The following is a 22399-nucleotide window of genomic DNA, read 5'->3' as shown; positions in this document are numbered from 1 at the left end:
TACGAGATATGAGCTTCGAGATACGAGATATAAAGCCTTACAGCCCTAAAGCCTTTTAACCTTCAAGCCTTTAATCCATCATGAAAGGGATTAATAAATAATGAGCCAAATAAAATGCAATTGATTGATAGCCATTGCCATCTTGATTTCTCTGACTTTGAAGACGATTTAGATTCAGTCATCAAACGTGCAAATCAACATGGTATTGACTCATTTATAGTGCCTGGAGTGTCTAAGACAAATTGGTCGAAAGTAACTAAGTTAACTCTACGCTTTGATAATGTTTATTGCGCATATGGTATTCATCCAATGTTTTTAAAAGATAGTGTAATCAGTGAAAGCGAACAAAGTGATGTTTGTTTTGATGATTTAACGGTACTAGAAAACCTACTACAGAATGAACCTTGTATTGCGGTGGGTGAATGTGGACTGGATGCGACGGTTGATAATATGCCATTACAACAACAAGTGTTTAAGGCGCAGATTGAACTGGCCAATAAATACAATAAACCGTTAATCGTACATCACCGGAAAACGCATCATTTGATCCAACAATGTTTCAAACAAATTAAACCACTTAATGGCGGAGTTATTCATGCCTTTTCTGGCAATCTACAAGAAGCACAAAAGTACATTGAATTAGGCTTTAAACTTGGAGTAGGCGGTGGGGTAACTTATGAACGTGCGACAAAAACACGTGCAACCATTATCAAATTTGGTTTGTCTCATATTGTATTAGAAACAGATTCACCAGATATGCCGTTATGTGGCCAGCAAGGGACGCGAAACGAACCAAAGAATATATATGGCGTTGCCAAGGCTCTCGCTGAGTTATTAGAATGTTCAATTGATGATGTAGCAACAACAACGACGGAAAATGTAAAACGTTTATTCAGTCTTTAATTTTATCTTAGTGTTCGTCTTTTACACTTTCTTTGACAAAGTAAGAGTGAGATGAAAATGGTCTTAAACCTATAGTGAATAAATACCCAATCAATCCTGCAATACAAGCCAGTAATACAATTTGTTGGCTAATTCGGCTGATAAATAAGTTACCACTTTGCTGTAAGTTTTTCTTTAACACGGTAATACGTACAAATCCCAATAATTCATTTTCATCGTCACGGATCTCTTTAACAAAAGGGGTCGGTAGCAATGGTTCAAATTCTTGGTTTAGCTGAGTAATGAAACGGGCTTTTGTGGTGATTGCATTATCGCTTTTACTTAATACTAATCCTTTATTGTCATAAATAACCATTTCTAAGATATAGTCAGACTTAAGGGCTGAATCAGTTAAGTGATCGAGTGATTTTATATCGTCTTGAGATATATAGGTTTTAGCACTGTGTGAGGTTTGCAGTAATATATTCTCAGCTAATACTATCGAGTTTTCTTCAAGCATAGCTCGTCCTTGATTACTGACATTTAGCCAAAGACTGATAGTGACAATTAATAAAACAACCGCAAAACCCAACTGTGTGAACTTTCGATTTAACGACGATGTTTTAATGTAAGTAAGTTTTTTACTCATTAGGATCTTATTTATATGAGATTGTTTTAAATACTGCGCATTTCTAGATTAAAAAGCAATGCACTTTAATATATTCTATTAAGTCATTTCTACATTTGATTAAATAATCCACAAAAACTAAAGTTGGAACCCCAAAAATGGCTATAGATGAGTTATCTCACATATTTTCGATATCCGAAGTTTCTTTCGTCCAGGTTCAGCAGCAATTAAAAAACACCGACTTGTTTAATTTAGTTTGGTTAGCAGATAACACAGACAATGATGCACCGACATTAAAAGATATTAACGATTGTCAGCAAGTTAAATTGGAAATGATAGCAGAGCAAGACTTAAGCGCACACTCATCCAGTGCCAAACTTGTTTTATTTAATGATCTTAATTGGCAGATATTGTTCGACTTCATTAAAGTATGCGAAGCAAATTCGATTAATTTGAACATTTGTAAGTTAGTTAAACCCTCGGATGAATTAGATGGAGCCATTAGTTTCACACTGACTGATGCCATTACGAAACAAATCCAGACGGAATTAAATCAATGGGCTGAACAACACGATGTAGAATTGTGTTATGTCGAAAATGGACCATCAATTGATAAACCGGGTTTATTAGTTATGGATATGGACTCAACAGCTATCCAAATTGAATGTATAGATGAGATTGCCAAGTTAGCTGGGGTCGGTGAGCAAGTTGCAGAAGTGACCGCCGCTGCTATGCGCGGTGAATTAGATTTTGCTGAAAGCTTACACGCTAGAGTAGCCACATTAACAGACGCACCAGTATCTATTATTGACCAAGTGGCGGATAATTTACCGCTTATGCCTGGATTGGAAAACTTAGTCTCACAGTTACAATCTTATGGCTGGAAGTTAGTCATTGCATCGGGTGGTTTTACTTATATGACCGATGTTTTAAAACGTCAGTTAAATTTAGATGAAACCGTAGCAAATCAGCTAGAAATGAAAAATGAAAAACTGACTGGCAAAGTACTTGGGCGCATTGTTGATGCCAATGTAAAGGCAGAAACCGTTGTGGAGTTGGCGCATAAATACAATATCGACATCAGCCAAACCATTGCAATGGGGGATGGTGCCAATGATTTAGTTATGATGGAGGCTGCCCAACTGGGGGTTGCCTTTCATGCTAAGCCATTGGTTCGAGCACAAGCCGATGTAAGTGTCAGAACCGGTGGATTAGATCAGTTATTGTATTTACTGTAAAAATCGCATGAATTTAGCCGCGACTTTGTTAGAATGCGCGGTCAAATTTACAATTGTTTTATTAATAATAACGTTATTTAAAGATCAGGAATATAAATGTTACGTATATACAATACATTAAGCCGCCAAAAAGAAGAGTTTAAACCACTAGTTGCAGGTAAGGTTGGCATGTATGTGTGTGGCATCACAGTGTATGACTTATTACATATGGGGCACGGTCGTACGTATGTTTCTTTCGACATTATGCAACGCTATTTCAGATACTTAGGTTATGACGTTACTTATGTTCGTAACATCACCGACGTTGATGACAAAATTATTAAACGAGCTCAAGAAAATAATGAGACGTTTGAGCAATTGACCAAACGTACGATTGACATGATGCATGAAGATTTTGATGCATTAAGAATGTTACCTGCGGATATTGAGCCTAAAGTTTCGACGCATATGCCAGAGATCATTGACGTGATTCAACGTTTAATTAATAAAGAACATGCATACGTGGCGTCCAATGGCGATGTGATGTTTGCCGTGTCATCTTATGGTGAGTATGGCAAGTTAGCTCGTCAAGATTTAACTCAGCTTGTTTCTGGTTCACGAGTTGACGTAGATGAAGCTAAGCGTGATCCCCTTGACTTTGTATTATGGAAATTAGCAAAAGCGGGTGAGCCGAGTTGGAGCTCGCCATGGGGCGAAGGACGACCTGGTTGGCACATAGAGTGTTCAGCAATGAACTCTAAACATCTTGGTAAACATTTTGACATTCATGGTGGTGGTTCAGATTTAATTTTCCCACATCATGAAAATGAAATTGCCCAATCTTGCTGTGCATTCGACACGCCATATGTTAACTACTGGTTACATACAGGCATGGTGCAAGTGGACAATGAAAAGATGTCTAAATCTTTGCATAACTTTTTCACTGTAAGAGACGTATTAAAACAATACGATGCTGAGTCAGTTCGTTATTTTTTAATTAACGGTCACTACCGTAGCCAATTAAATTACTCAGATGATAACTTAAAACAAGCAAAAGCAAGTTTAGAACGTTTATATACTGCTTTACGTGATGTAAATGTGAATACAGATGTTGAATTAAGTGGTTTTGAGCAAGTGACGCGATTTAATGCCGCAATGGACGATGACTTTAATACACCAGAAGCTTTGTCGGTTCTGTTTGAATTAGCTAAAGATTTAAACAAAGAAAAACTGGTCGACGTGAAAAAAGCGTCAGACATAGCCGGTGTATTAGTAAAACTCGGTGAAGTGTTAGGTATTTTACAAACGCCAGCAGAGCAGTTTTTCCAAAGTGGACAAGGTGATGATGTTGCAGTGATAGAGCAATTGATTGTTAAGCGTAATCAAGCTCGTGCTGATAAAAACTGGGCTGCAGCCGATGAAGCGCGTGATGCGTTAACAGCTATGGGCATCATTCTTGAAGACAGTGAAGGTAAAACAACTTGGCGTAAGATCTAATCTATTATTGCGTTAATCGATAAACAAAACTTTATCAATAAACAACGAAAAAGGTGCATCAATGATGCACCTTTTTATTTAACTAATAAAAGTTAGAGTTTGTGTTAATGGCTAAACGCTGGGGCGTAACCTGAACTCCAAAATATGGCAAAAGAGGTCATAATACAAACGAGTAATATCAGACCACAAGTTACAACTGAGCTCGAGTATATAAATCCACGTTCCTCTGGGATATGCATTAAAATTGGAACCCCTGCATAAAGTAGATAAACAGAATAGGCTAATGCACCAAACCCAACTAACATAACAAACCAAATTTCTGGATATAAAGCAGCTAAGCCCGCAGTAAATAATGGTGTTGCTGTATAGGCTGCTAATTCAAGCGTTTGGGTGTAGGTTGGTTTTGAACCAAATGTGTGGGCCATCCAATGTGCTAAGTATCCTAATACAAACACACCGGCTATCAGCGCAAAATACATACCTACGGATAACATTAATGCAGAATTTGTTGGTAAAAATAAGCGTTCTCCAACGCCAACGCTCCAACCTATCGATGTAAGTGAAAAATAAGCACTAATGGCTGGAATTAGTGCGATGATCATTATGTGTGACATAGAATATTTAAAACTTTCGTGTCTATCGTCAATAGAATGCCACTCTTCTACTGGGTGTGCGTAAAGGCCCCACAGGTGGTTTAATATCATAATTACTTCCCTCAACTTCTAAAAAATACCTAATGATTATATTGTTTAATTTCTCAACAATATGTTTATGTTATGACCAAAAAAAGTGGATACGTCAAGTATTTAACAGTTTAAAATTATCGACCTACGTCAGTTTTGGCTCAATATAGAATCATTAATACAGAGAGCAAAAACTCTAATCTTCCGGGTTAGTGCCCACTAAAAAAGGCTTGTGCATTTTAATTATGTTTACATCCCTGACATTAATAGAAGTTATAAATTTTTGATCATTTATTTATTCATACTCTTTACACAATAGATGCACAGTGTCTGCACATTGGGTTGTTAATTTCCTGCTCTAGTCATTTCAAATGGATAAAAGTCTCAAGCCTTGAGAAATCCAATACTATTTCTAATAACAGGAACATATAAATGAATTTTAATCGTGGAATTTTTAATAAAATTAAACGCGGATTGCCTATCATTTTTGCAGCTCATATATCACTTACTCTATTTGGTTGTGACAGTGATTCATCTTCAGGTACTGGCTATATTCAAATGTATAATCTGTCATCGAATGCCCCTGATATTTACTTAACAGTCGATCAATACAGTGATGATGATTTTGTTGAAACCGCATATTCTGGCGTTCCCTTTACAGGTTTAAGTAGCCGCCTTGAATTTGAATCTACAACTTACGATATTGAATTAGCTTGGCAGGATGAATACAACAGCAGCGACTTAGAAAATATCTATGAAAGCCAATTGTCAGTCAGTGATGATATGGTTGAATTTGTGGTCATGACTGACGACGTAAGATCACCTAATGTACTTGTGTATGAATTGCCCATTCGCGATGAAGATGAAGTGGAAGAAGACAGTGATGATGAAGTCTTTAATATTCGTATTTTAAATATGCATGACTCTTCACAAGGGGTGGATATTTATTACTCAGAATCAGATGAAAGCTTCAATGAAGCGCAGTTAATATCTCAAACTAACTATACCCAAATGTCTGAAAATCAAAAATTAGCACAAGATGATCTTATATTTTATTTAACATTGGCTGGCAGCACAGAGGTTCTATTTCAATCACAAGATATATCGTTTCCTTATGCCGCTGAGTACATTATTGTAATTAGAGAAAATACCGGAGCAGGCACATCGCCATTTATTATCGATAAGTTATCGACCACTTCATCAGTTGAATACTCAGACATTAATGCCGAAGCTCAATACCGAATTTATAATGGTATTGTCGAGCACGAATTGTTACCTGAGTATCAAGGGATGTTCGATTTTTACGTGAACGGTGTAGATGAAGAAGCAGAAGTATCGTCATTAACCTTTGGCCAGTTTAGCGATTCAATACTTTCTAATTCTGGCGATTTTAGTATGAGTTTGTTATCACCTGCAGATCAAAGTGTGATTGTGAATAACCATTTATTATCATTAAGCGATAACACAAACACGACGGTTTTCTTTTACCTGTTAGAAGAAGCAGTTGATGAAGATGGTGATAACGATGTTGATGAAAACGGTGATGGTTACATAGATGAAATTGAAATTTCGATTAATTCATTAGTCGTTAATAATAGCCAAAGTGAAAGTATTTATAGTCACCAAATTAATGTAATTAATTTAATCGATGAAAATGAAATCTCAGATGATTTTTCTTATATCAAAGTTTATTTTGTAAAGAGTGATGAGACAATTAGTAGCGCAGATCAATCAACGTCGGCGGTATTTGCAACGCCTAGTTCGGTACAGTTACTTAATAATACTTATGAAGTCTACGTAATAGGACGTTTAGGTAGTAGCGATGTGATTTTAACATCACAAGAATTAGTGTTAGATGAAAACAGCAAAGATCAATTTTTAATTTTAGAAAAAGACTTATCGTCTTCAACTAACTATAAAATGGCGTTTGTAAATCAAGCAAACTAATTATGCGTGGTTATAAACATCCAATGATACCGTAATAATCTTTAAAATAGGCCTCAAATGCAGAGGCCTTTTTTGGTTTTAATGTGCAGATTTTAGGGCAACATAATTAAATGGCAAAATTGCAGGGTTGGTTTAGCTCTATGGTTTTTGAAGCCATGCGACGCAGAAACGATTGTGTTTCTTGATTGGCAATAATCTCTTCAATAAAAGGCAGCAGGGTGGCAGACTCTCCGGTGATCACTTCATAAAAAACATAAGCGGTTAATAGTAAACCTAACTCTGAAGCATGATTACCGTCAGAGCTGTGTAATGGAATTTCAGGATCTTCAATAATGGCTTTGTCCCAAGCTAATCCAACAGGAGCAATACAGGATTTTTGCAGTTTGGCTATACCTGTATGGATTCGATGAACTTGCGCCGCTTCTTTTGTTCTGCCTCGCTGTGGATGCTCTGGAAATAAGATTGGTGTTGCATCTAGCTGTTTCGTTTTATCTATCCAAATTCGAGTCTGAGTGGTTGGGTATCGATAAGCTCCGGATTGAGAGTACTTTTGTCCCTGCAATATCACATGGGTCCATGGTTTACTTTCCAATAACTCCCTTCTTGCCGTTCGGGTTGATTGGTTATCTAAGAACCCCCCCCCGGCATTGACGATTTCAATTTCGGCCGCTGGATTCCCATTGTTAATTAACACTCTAATCACCTCGTCTAGGCCAATAACGTGACTATTTCCAAATATTAATATTTTGTATGTGTTTGAATATCGATTGTCAGGTATCGATAAATTGGTGTTTTTATGTGAACTGCTGTTATCAAAAATGGAGGCGTTATTATTGGCGCTATTTCCTGAACAAGCCATTAAAAAATGCAGCGTAAATATTACAAAACATAAAATGCGCATGATATATCCTTGTTTTAAAGTTAATACGGTTTAAGTTATGAGGTAAAGATTGGAACCGGAGTTTCTCAGCTTATTGATTTAACACAATAAAGAGATAACAATGTTTTCATAATGAAATGGTAATGACGCAAGATAACGAGGATTTAAATGCAATTTGTGTTTGGCGATATAGTGGTTGACACCGAACAGGTGAAGTTAACCAAAGGTGCAATGCAAATTGAATGTGAGCCACGGGTTTTTGACTTGATGGTATATTTTAGTCTACATCCAGCAGAAGCCATTTCAAGGGAAGAGTTAATAACACACGTTTGGGACGGCAGGATTGTAAGTGATGCGGCGGTAAATCGAGCCGTTGGTGAGCTTCGTAAAATTATAGAAGACGATCCATCATCACCACAATGGATAAAAACGGTCAGTAAAGTGGGCTACAAGTTAACCGTTACGCCGGAAGTACTCACGAACAAAGCCACAATTTCTAACAACTTACAAACTCCAACGAATACGGTTAATACCAGTGTAATAACGAATAAAGCAATCTGGATTAGCCTTATATTGTTGTTCATAATCGTTGGATTCTATTTACAAATCACCAAGTCTGGTCTTGATAAAACTAGGTTGATCATTACAGAGAGACAACCACTAACCACATCAGTCGGCAGTGCTTTTAATCCTTTTTACCATGAAAAATCCAATACCTTGTTGTACCTATATCGCTCAAGTCTTAACGCTAATGCTCAAATTTATTTGAAACAAGAACCATCAATTCCGATTACCAATGACGACTATTATTATACAGACGTCGTATATGCGGATACTGGTTATGTGTTTGCCAGCAGAGTTAATAATTTACAACAAAGACAATGTGAAATAGTCAAAATTGAACTGGATTCACAAAAAGTTGATTCAATACTCGGTTGTGGTGAAGGGAATATCAGCCAGATAGTTTATGACAACAGCAATAACCGGTTAGTTTACCAGTATCGAGCAAGTATCTCAGAACCTTATGCACTGTACTCTTATCAGTTAGATACAGGACGAAAAATACAAATAACACATCCGCAACAACGAGGAAATAATACTGGAGATTATGTATTTTCGTTATCACCTGACAATCAAAAGTTAGCCATTGTTGAGTATCTAGGAGATGGTATTGATGAGATAAAAATAGTTGATATCAACAACAATAAAACCAGTATCAGCTTGCCTTTTATTAATAATGTATTTGGATTGGTTTGGCGTACTAATGATCAAATATTTGCCTCAAATAATGACGGCTTGTATGAGTTTAGCGTTAAGGAATTAAGCGTTAACAAAATAGAAATGAATGACCAATATGGACGTCTTGCGATTGGGGCTGGTAAATCAATATTGACTGAGTGGAGTAGAACCACAATTAACATATTTAGATATAGTAATAATGGAACCTTTAAACATCCAATGACGGCAAGCCGAGGAGCAAACATCAACCCTACCTTAGGTAATAGCTCGAATATTATGGCGTTTCTATCGGATAGAACGGGTAAAAAACAGATATATATACAAGAAGAAAATAAACCTGAGGAGGTTGCCACCTTTGATAGTGAGATTGAATATGTCGATGTTATGGCGTGGTCACCGGACGACGATATATTAGTCTCAAGCATCAATAACCGATTATTTGCTTATTCCCTTAATAACAAAAGTTGGCAAGCGCTGGCTCAGCAATATAAAAAAGTGCATTACGTCAGTTTTGTCGGACAAACCATTATGTTCAGTGCCGAAGTGGACGGGCAGTGGAATATATGGCAATTAGATTTAGGTAACGATGAGATTGTACAGGTTACAAAAAAAGGGGGCTATAGTGTTCAAGGTGAGGGCAGATTTATTTACTTTACCAAGTTTAATCATCACGGGTTATATAAACTTGATTTAACAAGTAGTGAAGAGTCAAAAGTGATCGATGCATTCCCTATTGTAGGTTGGCGGCATTGGCAATTAAGAGGCAATTCCATTTATTACCTTCTAGGTAAGCAGTACTTTGTAATTGATATTAATTCGGGTTATAGACAGGCGTTGAAAAATTTTGACGACGAAAAACCGAATCGGTGCCATTTGTCATTTCGTCAGGATCTTTTAGCCTGTGAACACGTCGAATTTCGTACTAGTAACATCTGGCAGCTAAAATGGTTATAAATAAAGGCAGACCAGTTGTTCAATATATTGATGGCTCAACAAATAAAAATCCTAAAAAATCGCAGAGTTGTCAGACACCCTATGATAAAATCAACGGCATAATCACTCCTAAAAACAGATAGAAGCTGCATAATGTCTAATCAAGAATTATTAACACCGATATTGTCATTTTTAAAATGTGAAACGCCACAGTCTTGGATTGACGAAGCCATCAAAATTGAAAACTTACCTGTGTTATTAATTGATCATTTAGTCTGCGAACTTAAAGCCGCACAATCAGCCATGTATTTAATACGCAAGTATGCGGTAGACAAAGAAAGCGGGGATGCCCTATTAAATTGGCTACAACCTTTTGAACAGTTTATATATAAAAAAGAAGGAGATTGGCGTGAATTACCGAGTAAAAATAAACTAACCAAGTCGATGCTCCCTAAGTCTAATTCACCTTATGGACAAGAGTTGATAGATAAAATGGTGTTGTTAATAAAAGAAGAGTTACATCATTTTTATCAAGTATTAGAAATCATGGATGAATACGATGTGGAATATAAACATATAACACCAGGGCGATACGCAAAAGGTATGTTAAAACATGTTAAAACGCACGAACCTCAAACCTTAGTGGATAAACTTATTTGTGGCGCTTATATAGAAGCTCGTTCTTGTGAACGATTCGCAAAGTTAGCACCCTATGTTGACAAAAGACTCGGTGACTTTTACGTCTCTTTATTACGTTCAGAAGCTCGCCATTATCAGGACTATTTAACATTGGCGGAAGAGATTGCTCAATCGGATATTACACAATGGGTGACTCATTTTGGTGGTGTTGAATCAGATTTAATCACATCGGTGGATGACGATTTTAAATTTCATAGCGGAATACCGAGCGGCAGGTAGTTTTTATATCTTTATTGAATAGCCTAAATAACATTCTTTACATTAAACTTATGAAACTCTAGTACGGTATTTAGTACCAATTCTACTTGGTTATTTATGCTTTCAGACATATCGCCATTAAATTCTACTTCTAATAAATAGTCTTGTTCATCGTGATAACAGTCAGACACTTTTAACAGCATGCTTTGTTGAATGTCATCATGCAGTAACTCAAAAAATCCACGGAAGTTAATGTTCTCATCCCATGTACTTAAGTTGTAAGACATGGAAAACCGAAAATGTAACTCGTTATTTATAAAGCCAATGCTGATGGTATCGCAGTATTTATAGATAGAAATTGAACAAGGGAAGTGTAAAAAGGTATTTTCAGGGATCTCATTAACAGAAGTATATTTTATATCGTCGTAAGTTAATTCGGATTTATCACATTCAAAGATATTTAAACAAGACCAGTAATATTCATCTGGAGCAATAGCAAAGCCAGATAATCGTTTATCGTTAAATAATAATTCAATAGCAACTGCAGACCCATGATTGTTCATACTCGTTCCTTGAATGGTAAATTACCCTTAAAAGGAAATTGTAGAAAAGGATAGTTATTTTGCAAATTAAATTAAGTTAATTAATCCATTTATAAAGGCTGTTGGTGTCAAATGAGAAGGGAAAGTTAGTTTTTGGGATGATCTTCACGGTTATGGAATGTATTTTAATCAGTCATGACAATAACTAAAGGATTCTACAAATTATGAGTGCCATCTAGAATAGAATTAGATTACAATTGCCGATTACATTTTTTATGTTTCATAAAAAGACAGAATTCAGGGAATAGCGACATATGTTTAACGGCAGTAAAAACATTCTTTTAATAGTATTTTGCACAGTATTAGTTTCATTAACTAGTTTCTCTATTGGTGCTCAGATCTCTACCACTCCTTCAGCTGCGCAGATAGAACAATTTAAAAAACTTCCAAAGTCACAACAAACTGCATTAGCAAAACAATTCGGGTTCGATTTGTCATTGCTCAATTCTAATATGAGTGGAGTTAAATCTTCGGAAGAAACAACAACACCTGAAACACAGTATTTAAATGGCAATAACAATCCATTACGTCAGGTTGAAAAAACCGCCGAAGAAGACAAAGAATTAAAACCGTTTGGTTATGAGATGTTTGAACAAATGCAGGATGCATTTTTACCTCAAGGTAATATCCCTGTGCCTTCGGATTATATCATTGGCAGTGGAGACAGTATTAACATCTCTTTGTTTGGTAAAGAGTCCCAAGAACATCTGTTGACGGTAAACAACGAAGGCAAAATCACCATACCAGGATTGGAACCAATCTCAGTGGCTGGTTTAAGTTATAGTGAAGTAAAACAGTATATTGCCAATATCATTTCGACAAAAATGATCGGAATGAAATCCGTTGTCTCCATTGGTGAATTAAGAAGTGTTCAAGTTTACGTTCTGGGTGATGTCAAAAAACCTGGTGCTTATTTACTATCAAGTCTATCGACAATTTCAAATGCGTTGTTTATTAGTGGCGGCCCAAATGAAGTTGGTTCACTAAGAAATATACAACTTAAACGTTCAGGCAAAACACTTGCTCATTTTGACCTTTATGAGTTTATGCTCAAAGGAAATGTAACCACAGATCAAAGAATACAGCAGGGCGACGTGATATTCGTTGCTCCAATCGCTAACCAAGTTACGGTTATGGGAGAAGTTCGACGTCCTGCCATATATGAAGTTAAATCTAACGAAACCTTAGCACAACTGCTGGAATTCGCTGGTGGTTTAACACCACAGGGTTATGCCAAGTCAGTACAACTTTCTACATTTGATTCTCAGCAGTTAAGAAAAATTAACACCATCGACTTAACAAACAGTAATAGTAAAACGCAGCTAATACATAACGGCGATATTGTTAAAGTTCATAAAAACATAGAACGTATCGGCGAAGCGGTAAACTTAGCAGGTTATGTGTCTAGACCAGGTGCTCAAAGTTGGCAAGAAGGGATGAGGTTAAATGATATTTTAACTAATCCAGCAGACCTTTTAATTGGTGCTGACTTTGATTACGGGATCATTGTTCGTTCGGTTGGTAACTTTTATCAAACCTTCAATATTAAACAATTCTCACCTATTAACGTCATTCAAGGCAAAGACGTAATACCGTTACATAAAAACGATTTGGTATTATTTTTTAACAGCTTAGGTAAAGAACACTATTACAAAGAACAAGGGTTAATGATTGACGACCTTGAAAAAGAAGTGAAATTAGAAGAAAGAATAAACCAACTAAATACGCCTCAAGGTGTTAAAAACCAAAACTACCGTGTTGCACTAGAAGAGCTTTCTGCTATTTACGGTGATGAAGAAGCCTTAAAAGCAGAAGAGAGCCAGAAAACTAATTATTTATACAAAATCTTGTTTGGTAATTTAGTAGAAAAGCACCAAGCACTTATCAGCACACAACAAATGTCTCGTCATCAATTGTTATATCCAATCAAACAATTGTTGGAGCAAAAAGTAACACCTGGAGCCAAAGTAAAATTAGTGGAAGTAAGAGGTGAAGTACGCTTCCCTGGTATTTACCCTATTAATGGCAAATCTACAGTCACGGATGCCGTCATTGCAGCAGGTGGGTTAAAAGAGTCTGCTAGTTTGTATCGCACTGAAATATCAAGAATAACTACTGATGTAGATGAGACCGTGTCCACGCAACATATGTCCGCAAGTTTGTCGGCTGCATTATCAGGGGTAGAGTCTGAAAATATCAAGCTTGAAGGTCGTGATGTAATTAATGTATTTAAACAAGCTAATTGGAACGAAGAGTTAAAAATCACCTTAGAAGGTGAAGTGCGTTACCCTGGTGAGTACACAGTTAAAGAAAATGAAACCTTAACTCAAGTCATTGAGAGAGCCGGTGGTTTAACCGAATTTGCATCTTTAGACGCTGCATTCTTCACGAGAGAATCGTTGAGAAAACTGGAAAAACAACAAGCTCAAGACATGGCGAGAATGTTAAATAAAGAACTTGCTTTAAAATCCATGAGTTCTTCGGTATCAAATGTAAATGTAAACGACGTGAATAAACTGGTAACCGCACTTTCTGAAACCCCGGGTATCGGACGATTAATTATAGACTTGGAAGACATAATCGCTGGTAATAGAGACGACATAAAGCTAGAAAGTGGTGATAAACTTATCGTGCCTTCTTATCGTAATGAAGTGAATGTAATTGGTGAGGTACAAGTAGCCACCTCTCATATGTATAACCCTGAATGGACCGCTAAAAAATACATCAACTCAAGTGGCGGATACCGTGCACAAGCTGACGATGACAGAGTTTATATTATAAGAGCAAACGGTTTAGTCGATATCCCTGATTTAGATAAATGGTTTGGTACCGACAAACGAGCAAGTATTCACCCTGGAGACACTGTCGTGGTGCCACTAGATGCGAGTTACACAGATAGATTAACGCTTTGGGAAAAAGCAACATCCATATTTTATCAGTTAACAGTTGGTTTAGCTGCGTTAAGTAGTTTTAGGTAGGCTGAAATGGAAAATGTAAAAGTAATAGATATCCAAGAGGTAATTGTCGCTTTATGGCGAAAAAAGTTAATGATCGCAACGATTACTTCATTGCTCGTAGTTATATCAGTTTGCATAGCTTTAGTATTACCAAATATATATCAATCTAAAGCTTTATTAGCACCTAATAGCGAAGAAAGTAGCGGTGGTATTGCTGGTATGTCAGGGCAGCTTGGAGGTATAGCAGCATTAGCTGGTGTAAATCTAGGGGGGAGGTCGACTGACAAAGTTTCATTGGCATTGGAAGTGTTAAAATCACGTGATTTTCTTTTTAATTACTTTAAAGAGAAGGATTTAGCCAAAGATATAATAGCCGCTAAAGGTTGGGAGAGATCTACTAACACTTTAATATATGATGAAAGTGTTTTTGATGTAAATACAAATTCCTGGGTGCGAGAAGTGAGTGCACCTTACAAATCAAAACCTAGTTTTCAAGAGTTATATGATTACTTTATAGAAAACAATTTGCTAATTAACAGAGATGAAGAAACTGGTTTTGTTACAATTGCTGTTAACCATTACTCACCATACTTAGCTAAAGAAATAGTTGTTAATTTGATCAGCCGTTTGAATAAGGTTATTCAACTGCAAGAGTTAGAAGAAGCCGAAAAAACGATACAATTTTTGGAAAGCGAGTTAGAAACTACCAATGTAGCTGAGATGCGTAGTATGTTTTATCAACTAATAGAGCAACAATATCGGACCGTTATGTTGACAAAAGTAAAAGTGGATTACGTGCTTAAAGTAATAGATAGCCCCATTGTTACAGAAAGAAAATATAAGCCATCAAGGGGCTTAATAGTTGTTGTTGGCGCATTACTAGGCTTTTTTCTATCTTGTATTCTAGTTTTATTTGTAACTTTTAAAAATCGTTTTTAAATAGGTAATTGTATTAATGAAAATAAAGCAAAAAAAGATATACATTTATTGTTCAGAAAGTTCACTTGAAAAAATAAGACAAACCCTCCAACCATATGACGTTGAGGTAATTTTCAATGAACACAATTTAACGTCATTTAAAGGTAAGATATTACTACATCATGAATTAAGCCTTGTATCTAAAGAAGAGCGAAACTTTTTAGTTAATGCAACCGAAAGAGGGGCATGGGTTGAGCCATTAGTGAGCTTTCTTGATAGAGTTTTAGGTTATACAGAAGTTGAGTTGTTACAAAGTAGTTACTTTTTGCATACGAAAGCGTTTACTATTTTATCGACTAAACGAACACAAGTGGTGAAAAGAATACTCGACTTATTTTTTTCTATGATTTTACTACTGTTGACGTTGCCTATTATGATTGCAACAGCTATCGCTATTAAGATTAGCTCAGAGGGCCCTATTTTTTACTCACAAAAAAGAGTTGGTCTTTTTAATAAAGAGTTTAAAGTCTTAAAGTTTCGCTCAATGCGCACTGACGCAGAAAGTTCAGGTGCGCAGTGGGCACAAAAAAATGACGATAGAGTAACTCAAGTTGGTCATTTTATACGAAAGACTCGAATTGACGAATTACCTCAGTTGGTCAATGTGATCCTGGGGGAAATGTCTTTAGTTGGTCCAAGACCTGAGAGAGAAGTTTTTGTTAAAGATTTGGAAAAAGACATTTCATATTACAGGTTTCGTCACTCAGTAAAACCGGGGGTAACAGGTTTAGCACAGGTATCTTACCCATATGGAGCTTCTTTAGAAGATGCAATCTGGAAACATAAGTACGATATATATTATATAAAACATCATCGTACTCTTTTTGATTTATACATAATATTAAAAACAGTAAAAGTCGTACTTTTTGGCATGGGACGATAGCTTGATTAACTCATTTTCCGTACTTTGTTCTTTGTATATTGCCGAAGAACCTGACTTTTTAACTTCAGCATTAAAGAGTATTGAAGCTCAAAGTATTCAGCCAGATGAAGTGGTTGTAGTACAAGATGGTCCCCTGACTAATGATTTGTTGGATGTATTAAATGCATGGAAATCACGTTTACCAATTACAACGGTTGTGATTGAAGAAAATGTAGGTTTAGGTAAAGCTCTTAACAAAGGGTTAAGTGTTTGCCGCAATGAGTTAGTTGCAAGGGTTGATACAGATGATATAAACAGACCAAATAGGTTTGAAGTTCAATTAGCTGAGTTTGCTAACGACTCAAGCTTAGCAATAGTTGGCTCCGCTATAGAAGAGTTTAATTTAATTCCTGGAGATTTAGGGCTGGTAAGGCAAGGTGCTACTACAGACTTTATCAAGGAAGAAAGCGTTTATAAAAACCCTTTTAATCATATGACCGTTATGTTTAAAAAGTCTTTGGTTTTGGAAGTTGGAAGTTATCAAGAGCTTCATTTTATGGAAGATTACGCACTATGGTTAAGAATGATAACTGCAGGTTACTCTACTAAAAATAAGGAGCAAATATTAGTCGATGCAAGGATTGGTAATGGCATGGTAGCTCGTCGGTTAGGGCTTAAATATGTTAAATCTGAATACTTATTATTACAATTGAAACAAAAATTAAAATTAGCCTCTCCATTTAAATTGTTAGTTTCGTTTATTCTTAGGAGCTCCACTAGAGTACTTCCAGTTCGTATCATGAGCAGCGTATATAAATTTTTACTTAGAAAAAAAAGCTAGAGTTTGTAAATAATGAAAGCAAAAATATTAAAGCTTTTTAAAAAATTAAGTGATGGAATACTACTTTATATACCACAGCTTCTATTTGGTATTATTGCGCCAATATTAATATATCAGTATGAAAACGCGGCTCAAAATATGCTTGGTTTTTATACAGCAACATTTGGTATTGGATTATTATCTAGTGGTTATGCAAATACCTGTCAGTATTTGACTAGAAGAGAGGATTCACATAACTCTATTTTTGGTTTCTATAATAGCTATATCATTTCTCGTTTTGTATTATTATCTCCTTTGTTCGTAATAGATGTTAATTTTGTTGTTTTTGAATTTACTTATACTAAGTTATTGATTGTATTTATTATTTTAGGGTCGCTACCTAGTTGGGGATTCTTATTTCTCTTAGGCAAACGAAAATTACCTATATTTTTGGCTTGGTTAGAAACAATTTTAAAAATAAGTATTTTAGCTTATGTACTGGAGCAACAATTACCTGTTTGGTATTTTGTAGTCGGAACCGTAGTTATAAATATATTTATAACTCTCTATGTAATATTAAAATACAAAAGTAAGGAGATAATGAAACTTAGAGCTTTTTTACAGAATTATATTCCTTTCATAACATCTGGGGTTTTATTTTCTCTAAGCTGGTTAACATTCATGTCAATTGTTCTTGTTAATTATACCCATACTTCAACGATAGTTGTTTTTTTAGAAAGGACCTTAAGGATATTAGAGCGTGCAAGTGCTGTAATAACTACCGTCCTATTTAGAAAAGACAATAATGTTTATCTAACTTCAGGAGTAAAAACTAAGTTTAAAGCAATAATTAAATGGTCATTAATGCCTGTGGTTGTTTTTAGTTTAGTTGGGAGCATTTATTGGCAACAACATGCTGTATTTTTTATTTTATGTATTATCAATGTGTTAATTGGTCAGCTTGCTCAACAACTCTTTAATCCAAACCGATGGTATAATTTGGGGGGGGTATTAGCCGCATTAACTTTGTTACTTCCAATTATTTTTATTCCAAAAGCTGAACTTTACGGCTTTGAATTATTTACATTAGGCACACTATTAAATTATTTAATAAGACGAAGTTCATTATTAAGCAATACTAAAGGACAACAATGATCGATCTAAACTATATTCAAGAAGAAATGTTAAAAATTGCTATCAAATTTGATGAATTTTGTGAAACACATCAATTAGAGTATTCAATATGTGGTGGTAGTTTGATCGGTGCAGTCAGGCATCAAGGTTTTATCCCGTGGGACGATGATTTTGATGTAGTAATGCCAAGAGCTGACTTTGATAAATTTTTACAATTATGGCCTACCTCTGAATTTTATCAGTTAATTACTACCAAAGATGATTCGTATTATAAAGTGGGGACTCCTGCAAAATTATATGACCCAACAACAAGAGTTGCTGAAATTAACGAAAAAGAAAACGGAATGCCGGAATTTAACCCTTATGGATTATTTCTAGATATTTTTCCAATAGATATTTACCCAAAAAGTAAGTTAGGTAGATTCGCTAATCGTTATTGGGGCTACGTTGTTTTGGCTAAATCGTTAAGCCAATTCTCCATGAGAAATCGCAGTTTGAGCCAACGAAGCATTTTTAAAGTGGTAGGTTTAATTCCAAAATCGCTGATTAATAAAATAAACAATAAATTGGTGAATTGGTTAAAGCAATTTGAATCTAAAACCGGTGATGACTTTTTTGTTGGTTACGGGGTCGAAACTCCATTTCATAACTTAACAATCAAACCTGAGCAAATGTGGCCTGCTAAAAAAGACTTTGATGTAAATGGTCACAAATTTAAAGGCCCAAAAGACCATGTTGCATATTTAACATGCCGGTTTGGTGATTTCATGCAGCTACCGCCAGAAAACGCACGTTTTCAACATATAATTGATGTAAAAAAAGTGAATAAATAAATCATGTCCAAGAAAGTTGTAGCTGTTCTTGCTGAGATGGCATTTTTAAAAGGGATTGTTGGAAGCAATCCTACAGTGGCTTGGTTAGAAGAATATTTTTCTAATGACAATGTTACTTACATAATGCGCGGAAATGAGCCTGACAAAGATGGAGTAATAAATTTACCTTCTTCTAAGGGGACTATTGATTATTTGAAAAACTACTTATTTAATCGTAATTATAGAAGTGCCGCCAAAACAAAAGCAAATAAAATCAGAACTGATATTTCCAATGCAGATCTAGTATGGGTGAGAGCACCATCATTAGTACCAATGTTAATTGCGCAAATATGGAAAAAAGAAGTACAAAATAAACTTAATGTCCATATTTGTGCTAATAGAATGACATGGAGTTATTTAAAAGAAGTTCCATCACTAATAAATGTTGTCCGGTTTATATATGGGGCAATCCTAAAAGTATGTTTTAAACGGCTTGAATCTAAGGGTGTAAAATTCTATTTTACAGGAAAACAGGTTGGAGATAATTTTGGTATAAAAAATGGCACTTATTTAATTGATTATTTGACTGGATCATTAATAGAGAGCGAATTTAACTTTGAAATGATCGCTCTAGGAAGAACGACTAAATTTGCTAATAATAAAGAAATGTTTCGTTTTGCACAGGCTATTGGAAGTCCAATAGATATTTATGGTCCGGGTGAGGCATTAAATAAAAATTTTTCAGGGATTTATAATACAAAAGGCGTTGTTCCACCAAGTAAAATACAAGCAGTGTTATCTAATTACAACACACTAATATGTATTAGTTTCGAGTATTACGAAGGTTTTCCTAGAGTCATAGCTGAAGCTATTCAGCAAAACTTATGGGTTGTAGTTACCAAAAAATGTGTGTTTTTTAACGATATTAAAGATTACCCTAAAATAATAATTTCAGAGTCAATAATTAATGAGCAAGATTATTTAAGTACAATTAACCAGGTGGTTAATAATAAGAGGTTAGATCAATTTAAAGCATTAATATGCGCGCGTTCATTGTTAAAGTAACTTATGAGATTTTTAGTAAAACTGATTTGTATATTTTTAGTTCTTTTTTTAACTAACGAGTATGCTCACGATTATCAAATGCTAGAAAGCGCCTTCAAAAAGCAGCAAGAAAGTTATGGCATTGTTTTTGTAACGTTATCCAAGTTCTATTTTCAGCTCGGCTTAGAATATATCTTACTACATATTACTTACTTATTTATTATGTCTATTTCTATAGCACTAATTACTTCTAACTTACTCTTGATGATAACGCTATTAGTATTAATTGGTCACATTCTAAATGAACAAACTCGATTCTTTACGGGAGCTATGGTTTCAATAGCTGGGTTGCGATATTACAAACCTGCAATTTTAATTAGTTTTCTATTCCATCCAGCTGCATTTGTACTTACTTTAGCCGCTTATTTCATTCATTGGTTTACAAAGTTTAAACAAAGTAATTGGTTCATCATTTATCTAATCACAGCATATGTTGTTGGATTTGCGCTAAAAGAGGTCATTTTAAGCATTGGAAGAGCAATAGGTTACGATTACTCAGGCAGTATTTATTTAGACCCTATATCGTTAGCTGGTCAGTTATTTTTATTCGCTATAGCAATTTTTGAGGTCTTTAAAAAACAATTAGAAGAACAAACTAATCAGGAGCAAGTTAAACAAAATGAAGTAAGAGCATTTATATTGTTATGTGTAGTATGTTCAGGTTTTGCTATTGTTTCTGGAAGATTATTAATGGTTATTGCTATTTTAGTGATAGCTAATAGTACTGTCCCAAAGTTTAATGATCAAAATCAAGTATCTAAAAAGTACAATGTATTTCTTCTTTTATCTGTCATTGTGGTTTTCCTTACTCTTCTTATACGAACATTAAAGTTTTTTGGTATAGGATAAGTATTAGCTAAAAAATTTGTTAAAATAATCGTACATTTCAGTTTAGTTAAATAGATATGAGCCAAAAAACTCTGTAATTGTTTTTACATACTTTTTTCATTTATCCAAAATAGGTTATGTTAAGTTGAATAAAAGGGCTTGCTGATAAAGTGTATGTAGGTATATTCAGTGAAAGTTGTAATGCTTTAAAAAAGTTATTTTATATCTATGAATAACAGAAAGAAATTTTTGAATATATTCAATATGTGGCATAATTTCTAAGAGGGATCTTTGGAACTACTTAGAAACGATATTGAAAAGTATGAAACAGTCATTTTGAACTTGAGGTCAGACTGGGCTGATATGTTTGATGACCTTAATATTTCTCAACAATAGAGATTGTTTAGTCCGTTACAAACTTCTACCATAACAGATAAATTAACTTGTGAGTTGTCTATAAATGAAGATATTAGTTACCGGGGGAGCTGGCTTTATAGGCTCTCACACTGTAGTAGAGCTACTCAATTCAGGATTTGAGGTTGTTATTGCAGATGATTTATCCAATTCCTCAATTGAAGCGCTTGAAAGAGTGAAAAAGATTACAGGAAAAGATTTTGATTACTATCAACTAGATATTGGAAAATCTGATTCAGTAAGAAGTTTATTAAATGAGCATACCGATATTCAAGCAGTCATCCATTTTGCAGCATTTAAAGCTGTTGGTGAGTCAAGCCAAAACCCTTTGAAGTATTATAAAAATAATGTTGCCAATACAATTATTCTTTTAGAGGAATTAAAGCGTGCAGGTATTTACCAATTCGTGTTTAGTTCTTCTGCAACGGTTTATGGCGATCCAAACGCAGTTCCAATTACAGAAGGCTTTCCTACTGGCGCGACTAACCCTTATGGACAGTCAAAATTGACCGTGGAAGAAATACTAACAGATCTTGCAAAATCGGAACATAAATGGTCAATTTCAATTTTAAGATATTTCAATCCAATTGGCGCACACGAATCTGGATTAATTGGTGAAGATCCAAACGGTATACCTGATAATTTATTACCTTATGTTTCGCAAGTAGCAGTTGGTAAATTAGATAAGCTAAGGGTTTTTGGTGAGGACTATGATACCCCCGACGGTACAGGCATTAGAGACTATATTCATGTTGTCGATTTGGCCAAAGGTCATATCAAGGCTCTTGTGAATCAGAGTAAAAAGCATGGCTGTTTTACTTATAATCTAGGTACAGGAAAAGGGTATTCTGTATTTAGTATAATAAAAGAATTTGAAGTGGTATCGGGGAAAAAAATACCTTATAAAGTCGTTGATAGAAGACCTGGTGATATTGCTGAGTGCTGGGCCAATGCAAGCTTGGCTAAAGTAGAATTAGGTTGGGAAGCAGAGTACGACTTAAATCGAATGCTTGAAGACACCTGGCGATGGCAATCTAAAAACCCTAATGGGTATGAATAGAGTAGCTTGATAATTAAACAGTAGA

19 protein-coding genes are annotated in these 22399 nt (G+C 35.2%); 15 read left to right on the top strand and 4 right to left on the bottom strand.

Going from position 1 to position 22399, the window contains the following annotated elements:
- Positions 1-114: 114 nt before the first annotated feature.
- Positions 115-903 carry a TatD family hydrolase gene (locus KO505_RS07290; RefSeq protein ID WP_216054794.1) on the top strand — a complete coding sequence of 263 codons (789 nt, stop codon included), beginning with the start codon at positions 115-117 and terminating at the stop codon, positions 901-903.
- A gap of 7 nt (positions 904-910) precedes the next feature.
- On the opposite strand, the gene KO505_RS07285 is transcribed toward KO505_RS07290, so the two are convergent.
- Positions 911-1531, bottom strand: a complete 621-nt coding sequence (locus KO505_RS07285) for an AhpA/YtjB family protein (RefSeq protein ID WP_216054793.1) — start codon at positions 1529-1531, stop codon at positions 911-913.
- Positions 1532-1668: 137 nt separating this feature from the next.
- Here KO505_RS07285 and serB point away from each other — a divergent pair, with 137 nt between their 5' ends.
- A complete protein-coding gene (serB, locus tag KO505_RS07280; protein WP_252731692.1) occupies positions 1669-2748 on the top strand; it encodes a phosphoserine phosphatase SerB in 1080 nt (359 codons plus the stop codon).
- A 96-nt stretch (positions 2749-2844) separates the two neighbouring features.
- A complete protein-coding gene (gene cysS, locus KO505_RS07275) occupies positions 2845-4224 on the top strand; it encodes a cysteine--tRNA ligase (RefSeq protein ID WP_216054792.1) in 1380 nt (459 codons plus the stop codon).
- Between the two features lie 104 nt (positions 4225-4328).
- On the opposite strand, the gene KO505_RS07270 is transcribed toward cysS, so the two are convergent.
- Positions 4329-4928, bottom strand: a complete 600-nt coding sequence (locus tag KO505_RS07270) for a Yip1 family protein (RefSeq protein WP_216054791.1) — start codon at positions 4926-4928, stop codon at positions 4329-4331.
- A 411-nt stretch (positions 4929-5339) separates the two neighbouring features.
- Here KO505_RS07270 and KO505_RS07265 point away from each other — a divergent pair, with 411 nt between their 5' ends.
- Entirely contained in the window at positions 5340-6854 is a 1515-nt protein-coding gene (locus KO505_RS07265) for a hypothetical protein (RefSeq protein WP_216054790.1), read from the top strand.
- Between the two features lie 106 nt (positions 6855-6960).
- On the opposite strand, the gene KO505_RS07260 is transcribed toward KO505_RS07265, so the two are convergent.
- Entirely contained in the window at positions 6961-7755 is a 795-nt protein-coding gene (locus tag KO505_RS07260) for a hypothetical protein (RefSeq protein ID WP_216054789.1), read from the bottom strand.
- Between the two features lie 147 nt (positions 7756-7902).
- Here KO505_RS07260 and KO505_RS07255 point away from each other — a divergent pair, with 147 nt between their 5' ends.
- Together KO505_RS07255 and miaE are read left to right on the top strand one after the other, a co-directional pair.
- Complete coding sequence (locus tag KO505_RS07255; protein WP_216054788.1) at positions 7903-9927, top strand: winged helix-turn-helix domain-containing protein; 2025 nt, start codon at positions 7903-7905, stop codon at positions 9925-9927.
- A gap of 132 nt (positions 9928-10059) precedes the next feature.
- Entirely contained in the window at positions 10060-10824 is a 765-nt protein-coding gene (miaE, locus tag KO505_RS07250; RefSeq protein WP_216054787.1) for a tRNA isopentenyl-2-thiomethyl-A-37 hydroxylase MiaE, read from the top strand.
- Positions 10825-10847: 23 nt separating this feature from the next.
- On the opposite strand, the gene KO505_RS07245 is transcribed toward miaE, so the two are convergent.
- A complete protein-coding gene (locus KO505_RS07245) occupies positions 10848-11366 on the bottom strand; it encodes a hypothetical protein (protein WP_216054786.1) in 519 nt (172 codons plus the stop codon).
- Positions 11367-11659: 293 nt separating this feature from the next.
- Between KO505_RS07245 and KO505_RS07240 the strand changes: the two genes are divergently transcribed.
- The 9 genes from KO505_RS07240 to galE all read left to right on the top strand — a co-directional run bounded on the left by KO505_RS07240 (position 11660) and on the right by galE (position 22374).
- Entirely contained in the window at positions 11660-14383 is a 2724-nt protein-coding gene (locus tag KO505_RS07240; protein WP_216054785.1) for an SLBB domain-containing protein, read from the top strand.
- Positions 14384-14389: 6 nt separating this feature from the next.
- Positions 14390-15301: a Wzz/FepE/Etk N-terminal domain-containing protein gene (locus tag KO505_RS07235; RefSeq protein ID WP_216054784.1), complete on the top strand. Its 912-nt coding sequence runs from the start codon at positions 14390-14392 to the stop codon at positions 15299-15301.
- Positions 15302-15317: 16 nt separating this feature from the next.
- Entirely contained in the window at positions 15318-16223 is a 906-nt protein-coding gene (locus KO505_RS07230) for a sugar transferase (protein WP_216054783.1), read from the top strand.
- A 1-nt stretch (position 16224) separates the two neighbouring features.
- On the top strand, positions 16225-17043 hold the full coding sequence (locus tag KO505_RS07225) for a glycosyltransferase (protein WP_216054782.1): 819 nt from the start codon (positions 16225-16227) through the stop codon (positions 17041-17043).
- Positions 17044-17055: 12 nt separating this feature from the next.
- Positions 17056-18177, top strand: a complete 1122-nt coding sequence (locus tag KO505_RS07220; protein ID WP_216054781.1) for a hypothetical protein — start codon at positions 17056-17058, stop codon at positions 18175-18177.
- Entirely contained in the window at positions 18174-18989 is an 816-nt protein-coding gene (locus KO505_RS07215) for a phosphorylcholine transferase LicD (RefSeq protein WP_216054780.1), read from the top strand. Before KO505_RS07220 ends, KO505_RS07215 begins: the two co-directional genes overlap by 4 nt.
- Positions 18990-18992: 3 nt before the next feature.
- Positions 18993-20033 carry a hypothetical protein gene (locus KO505_RS07210; protein WP_216054779.1) on the top strand — a complete coding sequence of 347 codons (1041 nt, stop codon included), beginning with the start codon at positions 18993-18995 and terminating at the stop codon, positions 20031-20033.
- A 3-nt stretch (positions 20034-20036) separates the two neighbouring features.
- Positions 20037-20921, top strand: a complete 885-nt coding sequence (locus KO505_RS07205; protein ID WP_216054778.1) for a hypothetical protein — start codon at positions 20037-20039, stop codon at positions 20919-20921.
- Between the two features lie 439 nt (positions 20922-21360).
- Positions 21361-22374, top strand: a complete 1014-nt coding sequence (galE, locus tag KO505_RS07200; RefSeq protein WP_216054777.1) for a UDP-glucose 4-epimerase GalE — start codon at positions 21361-21363, stop codon at positions 22372-22374.
- Positions 22375-22399 lie beyond the last annotated feature (25 nt).

Origin of the sequence: Psychrosphaera sp. F3M07, assembly GCF_018860345.1 — a bacterium.
Classification (GTDB): Bacteria; Pseudomonadota; Gammaproteobacteria; order Enterobacterales; family Alteromonadaceae; genus Psychrosphaera; species Psychrosphaera aquimarina.
Note: the sequence above shows the minus strand (reverse complement) of the source record. Positions and strands in the feature narration are given on the sequence as shown.

Excerpts from the sequence above, each read along its gene's own strand:
- KO505_RS07290 (WP_216054794.1), top strand. The coding sequence starts at position 115 with ATGCAATTGATTGATAGCCATTGCCATCTTGATTTCTCTGACTTTGAA.
- KO505_RS07260 (WP_216054789.1), bottom strand. The coding sequence starts at position 7,755 with ATGCGCATTTTATGTTTTGTAATATTTACGCTGCATTTTTTAATGGCT.
- KO505_RS07220 (WP_216054781.1), top strand. The coding sequence starts at position 17,056 with ATGAAAGCAAAAATATTAAAGCTTTTTAAAAAATTAAGTGATGGAATA.
- cysS (WP_216054792.1), top strand. The coding sequence starts at position 2,845 with ATGTTACGTATATACAATACATTAAGCCGCCAAAAAGAAGAGTTTAAA.
- KO505_RS07265 (WP_216054790.1), top strand. The coding sequence starts at position 5,340 with ATGAATTTTAATCGTGGAATTTTTAATAAAATTAAACGCGGATTGCCT.
- KO505_RS07230 (WP_216054783.1), top strand. The coding sequence starts at position 15,318 with ATGAAAATAAAGCAAAAAAAGATATACATTTATTGTTCAGAAAGTTCA.
- miaE (WP_216054787.1), top strand. The coding sequence starts at position 10,060 with ATGTCTAATCAAGAATTATTAACACCGATATTGTCATTTTTAAAATGT.
- serB (WP_252731692.1), top strand. The coding sequence starts at position 1,669 with ATGGCTATAGATGAGTTATCTCACATATTTTCGATATCCGAAGTTTCT.
- KO505_RS07270 (WP_216054791.1), bottom strand. The coding sequence starts at position 4,928 with ATGATATTAAACCACCTGTGGGGCCTTTACGCACACCCAGTAGAAGAG.
- KO505_RS07245 (WP_216054786.1), bottom strand. The coding sequence starts at position 11,366 with ATGAACAATCATGGGTCTGCAGTTGCTATTGAATTATTATTTAACGAT.
- KO505_RS07210 (WP_216054779.1), top strand. The coding sequence starts at position 18,993 with ATGTCCAAGAAAGTTGTAGCTGTTCTTGCTGAGATGGCATTTTTAAAA.
- galE (WP_216054777.1), top strand. The coding sequence starts at position 21,361 with ATGAAGATATTAGTTACCGGGGGAGCTGGCTTTATAGGCTCTCACACT.
- KO505_RS07215 (WP_216054780.1), top strand. The coding sequence starts at position 18,174 with ATGATCGATCTAAACTATATTCAAGAAGAAATGTTAAAAATTGCTATC.
- KO505_RS07285 (WP_216054793.1), bottom strand. The coding sequence starts at position 1,531 with ATGAGTAAAAAACTTACTTACATTAAAACATCGTCGTTAAATCGAAAG.
- KO505_RS07235 (WP_216054784.1), top strand. The coding sequence starts at position 14,390 with ATGGAAAATGTAAAAGTAATAGATATCCAAGAGGTAATTGTCGCTTTA.
- KO505_RS07205 (WP_216054778.1), top strand. The coding sequence starts at position 20,037 with ATGAGATTTTTAGTAAAACTGATTTGTATATTTTTAGTTCTTTTTTTA.
- KO505_RS07240 (WP_216054785.1), top strand. The coding sequence starts at position 11,660 with ATGTTTAACGGCAGTAAAAACATTCTTTTAATAGTATTTTGCACAGTA.
- KO505_RS07255 (WP_216054788.1), top strand. The coding sequence starts at position 7,903 with ATGCAATTTGTGTTTGGCGATATAGTGGTTGACACCGAACAGGTGAAG.